This window comes from Desulfobotulus sp. (assembly GCF_034006065.1).
Lineage (GTDB): Bacteria > Desulfobacterota > Desulfobacteria > Desulfobacterales > ASO4-4 > Desulfobotulus.
In genome coordinates, this window is sequence record NZ_JAVETM010000119.1 from 1 (window position 1) to 2,616 (window position 2,616).

A 2,616-nucleotide genomic window follows, 5' to 3' on the forward strand; every position below is an offset into this window, starting at 1 on the left:
CATGATCTACACCCACACCGTTGTTTCCACGACCATCAAAGAAAAGAAAAGTCCCCTGGATTTTGAGGAGATGGTTTTCTGACCATCCGCGCAAAGACTCCCTGAAGGTATGACTTCCTGCATATACCTTTCATCCCGCAGCAGAACCCGGCCCCTTGCTGGGAGTTTTTCATTTTTTCTTTTCTTGAGGATGGACTTGAGGGGAACATCAGGGGTAAAAACCAGGGGATGCGACTCCAGGCCATGAGAGAGCACGGCCTGCCCCTCGCCCTCCCCGGCCTGGAACCCTTACGGTGCCTTCCGCTGGTGAAGGTGCACGGCATCCGGGGCGCGGGGAAAGCGATGAGGATGGGGAGTCGGGTGCCCTCAGTTATGCGATTTCAATTTTTTTAATTCATATCCAATAGTCTCAGCACTCAAATCCTGCTCATTTGGCCAGATGATTCCGCAAAAGAAGGGTTTTACTTGCTTAAAATAATTTTTATCCTGTAACTGTTTAAATACGCCTTTATCTAAATAAGGTTTAACGTCAAATATCCCGGTTCGGCCATCAGACAATTCAACAAATAAGGTATAATCATCATTTGCATTGACTTTTTTTACCTTTAACATTGTTCACCTCAACGGTTCTATTTTATGGGGTTGCTGGCCTTCGACGGCCAATTTCCAGTTGGCTATCAAATCCTCCTGGTGGATTTCAACCCATGCTTGTATCAATTTGAGTTTTTTGTTTGGCATTTCACCACTTAAAACTTCACCTTCGGGTATTGAAATGACAGCATCATATTCAGCATAATTGGCATGAATATGAGGTGTTTTATGTTCTTTATTATCAAAATAATACATGTAAATGATTATTCCATAAAACAGCGAAATAGTTGGCATGTTAATATCTCCATTATCATTTTCCGATCTATTTTCAGGCTTCCATCCAGTAGACTTTATGAATTTATCAAGTTCTCTTGCTGGAATTATTCTCGTCATGATCAAATAGTCTTAGTCTGCGTTTGGCGCATAATGCTCAGCCTGAGGTGACAACTACCCTAACACAGGGGGGCATGGAATGCGGTGATATGGCTTAAATGCTCACAGGGGAATATCTGTTCACAGGCCATGATGTCGTCTTTTGCCGCTTTCAGCCATTCCAGGGCCATCCACCTGTTCGGAGTCTTCATAGAAGCCTTTGTCCTTTCTCGTGAATTTCCCTGGAAAAAGAGCTGTTGGCCCTGATAAAGTTTTCGCTCATGGTGCGGGTGTGGACAATGAGATCAATCCCCCGTTTTTTTCGGATATCCTGCATGGACCGGGAATAGCGCCTTGCCAGCGTTCTTTTTTCTTCCCATGTGGCAGGGATGAAATTGTCCTTTGTGACAATGTAAAGATCAATGTCACTGTCTTCCGTGGCTGTTCCGGCGGCATGGCTTCCGAAAAGAATGACTTTTTCCGGATTCATGGGCCGAAGGCAGCGGATAATTTCTTTTTTCAGGGCTTCGATGGTTTCCGTCATTGTGTGAGGGTCTCCACTGTGAGGGGCTTTCAAGCTCATGACTTTACTATACAGCATCCAGACAAAGAATCCAGCCTGAGAACGGCGGATGCGGACAATGAAAAAGGAGGGGCTGTCCATGGACGGGATGGGGGAAAACCTTGCCGGATTCCGCCTGCAACGGCTGGAGGTGCTGAACTGGGGCACCTTTGACGGGCAGGTCTGGAGCCTGATGCTCAATGGCAGAAACGCCCTGCTCACCGGCGATATCGGTTCCGGCAAATCCACCCTGGTGGATGCGGTCACCACCCTTCTTGTGCCCAGCCACCGCATTGCCTACAACAAGGCCGCAGGGGCCGAATCCAGGGAGCGCAGCCTGCGCTCCTATGTGCTGGGACATTACAAATCCGGCCGCAGCGAAACGGGTGGCAGCGCGAAACCCGTGGCTCTGCGGGAGCCGGGAGCCTATTCGGTCATCCTCGGTGTCTTTGCCAATGCGGCATACGGAAAAACCGTGACACTCGCCCAGGTGTTCTGGATCAAGGAGCTTCTGGGGCCGCCTGCCCGGTTTTTTGTGGCCTCTGAGTCGGATCTCTCCATCATTGCCGATTTTTCCGGATTCGGTTCAGACATGAAGGAACTTCGGAAAAAACTGAAAAAATCCCAGGCCAGCATTTTTGAGAGTTTTCCTCCCTACGGGGCCTGGTTTCGCAGACGTTTTGGCATTGAAAACGAGCAGGCCCTGGAACTTTTTCACCAGACCGTTTCTCTGAAGTCCGTGGGCAATCTTACGGATTTTGTCCGCAGCCACATGCTGGAACCCTTTGATGTGGCTCCCCGCATCGCAGCCCTGATTTCCCATTTTGACGATCTCAGCCGGGCCCATGGGGCGGTCTTGAAAGCCAAGGATCAGGTGGAGCGTTTAAGCCCCCTTGTGGCGGACTGCGAGCGCCATGGAGCCGAGGTGCAGGTTTCAGAAGAACTGCGCCAGTGCCGGGACAGTCTCAAGGCCTGGTTTTCCCTGATGAAAAAGGAGCTTCTGGAAAAACGGCTGCAAGGCCTCAGCGAAGAGCTGGAGCGTCAGGCTGTTCGGGAAAAGACCCTGGAAGAAAAACGAAAAACCCTTCAGG

General features: G+C 49.8%; 5 protein-coding genes. 1 reads left to right on the forward strand and 4 read right to left on the reverse strand.

From position 1 onward, the window contains the following. Window positions 1–366: 366 nt before the first annotated feature. Genes RBR60_RS16720 through RBR60_RS16735 form a run of 4 tightly spaced genes read right to left on the reverse strand, consistent with a single transcriptional unit; the run spans window position 367 to window position 1,507 of the window. Window positions 367–612 carry a DUF2442 domain-containing protein gene (locus RBR60_RS16720; RefSeq protein ID WP_320358929.1) on the reverse strand — a complete coding sequence of 82 codons (246 nt, stop codon included), beginning with the start codon at window positions 610–612 and terminating at the stop codon, window positions 367–369. Between the two features lie 3 nt (window positions 613–615). Next, the gene (locus RBR60_RS16725) at window positions 616–984 is read right to left on the reverse strand and encodes a DUF4160 domain-containing protein (protein ID WP_320358931.1); all 369 of its coding nucleotides are present in this window, start codon (window positions 982–984) and stop codon (window positions 616–618) included. A gap of 59 nt (window positions 985–1,043) precedes the next feature. Next, window positions 1,044–1,175, reverse strand: coding sequence for a hypothetical protein (locus RBR60_RS16730; protein WP_320358933.1), 132 nt, complete (start codon window positions 1,173–1,175; stop codon window positions 1,044–1,046). After that, window positions 1,172–1,507 carry a nucleotidyltransferase domain-containing protein gene (locus RBR60_RS16735; protein WP_320358935.1) on the reverse strand — a complete coding sequence of 112 codons (336 nt, stop codon included), beginning with the start codon at window positions 1,505–1,507 and terminating at the stop codon, window positions 1,172–1,174. The genes RBR60_RS16730 and RBR60_RS16735 overlap by 4 nt, the downstream gene beginning before the upstream one ends. Before the next feature lie 118 nt (window positions 1,508–1,625). Here RBR60_RS16735 and RBR60_RS16740 point away from each other — a divergent pair. Beyond that, window positions 1,626–2,616: ATP-binding protein (locus RBR60_RS16740; RefSeq protein ID WP_320358937.1), on the forward strand; the 991-nt coding region annotated here is incomplete at its 3' end.

Coding starts and splice junctions, on each gene's coding strand:
- RBR60_RS16735 (WP_320358935.1), bottom strand. CDS start 1,507: ATGACGGAAACCATCGAAGCCCTGAAAAAAGAAATTATCCGCTGCCTT.
- RBR60_RS16730 (WP_320358933.1), bottom strand. CDS start 1,175: ATGAAGACTCCGAACAGGTGGATGGCCCTGGAATGGCTGAAAGCGGCA.
- RBR60_RS16720 (WP_320358929.1), bottom strand. CDS start 612: ATGTTAAAGGTAAAAAAAGTCAATGCAAATGATGATTATACCTTATTT.
- RBR60_RS16725 (WP_320358931.1), bottom strand. CDS start 984: ATGACGAGAATAATTCCAGCAAGAGAACTTGATAAATTCATAAAGTCT.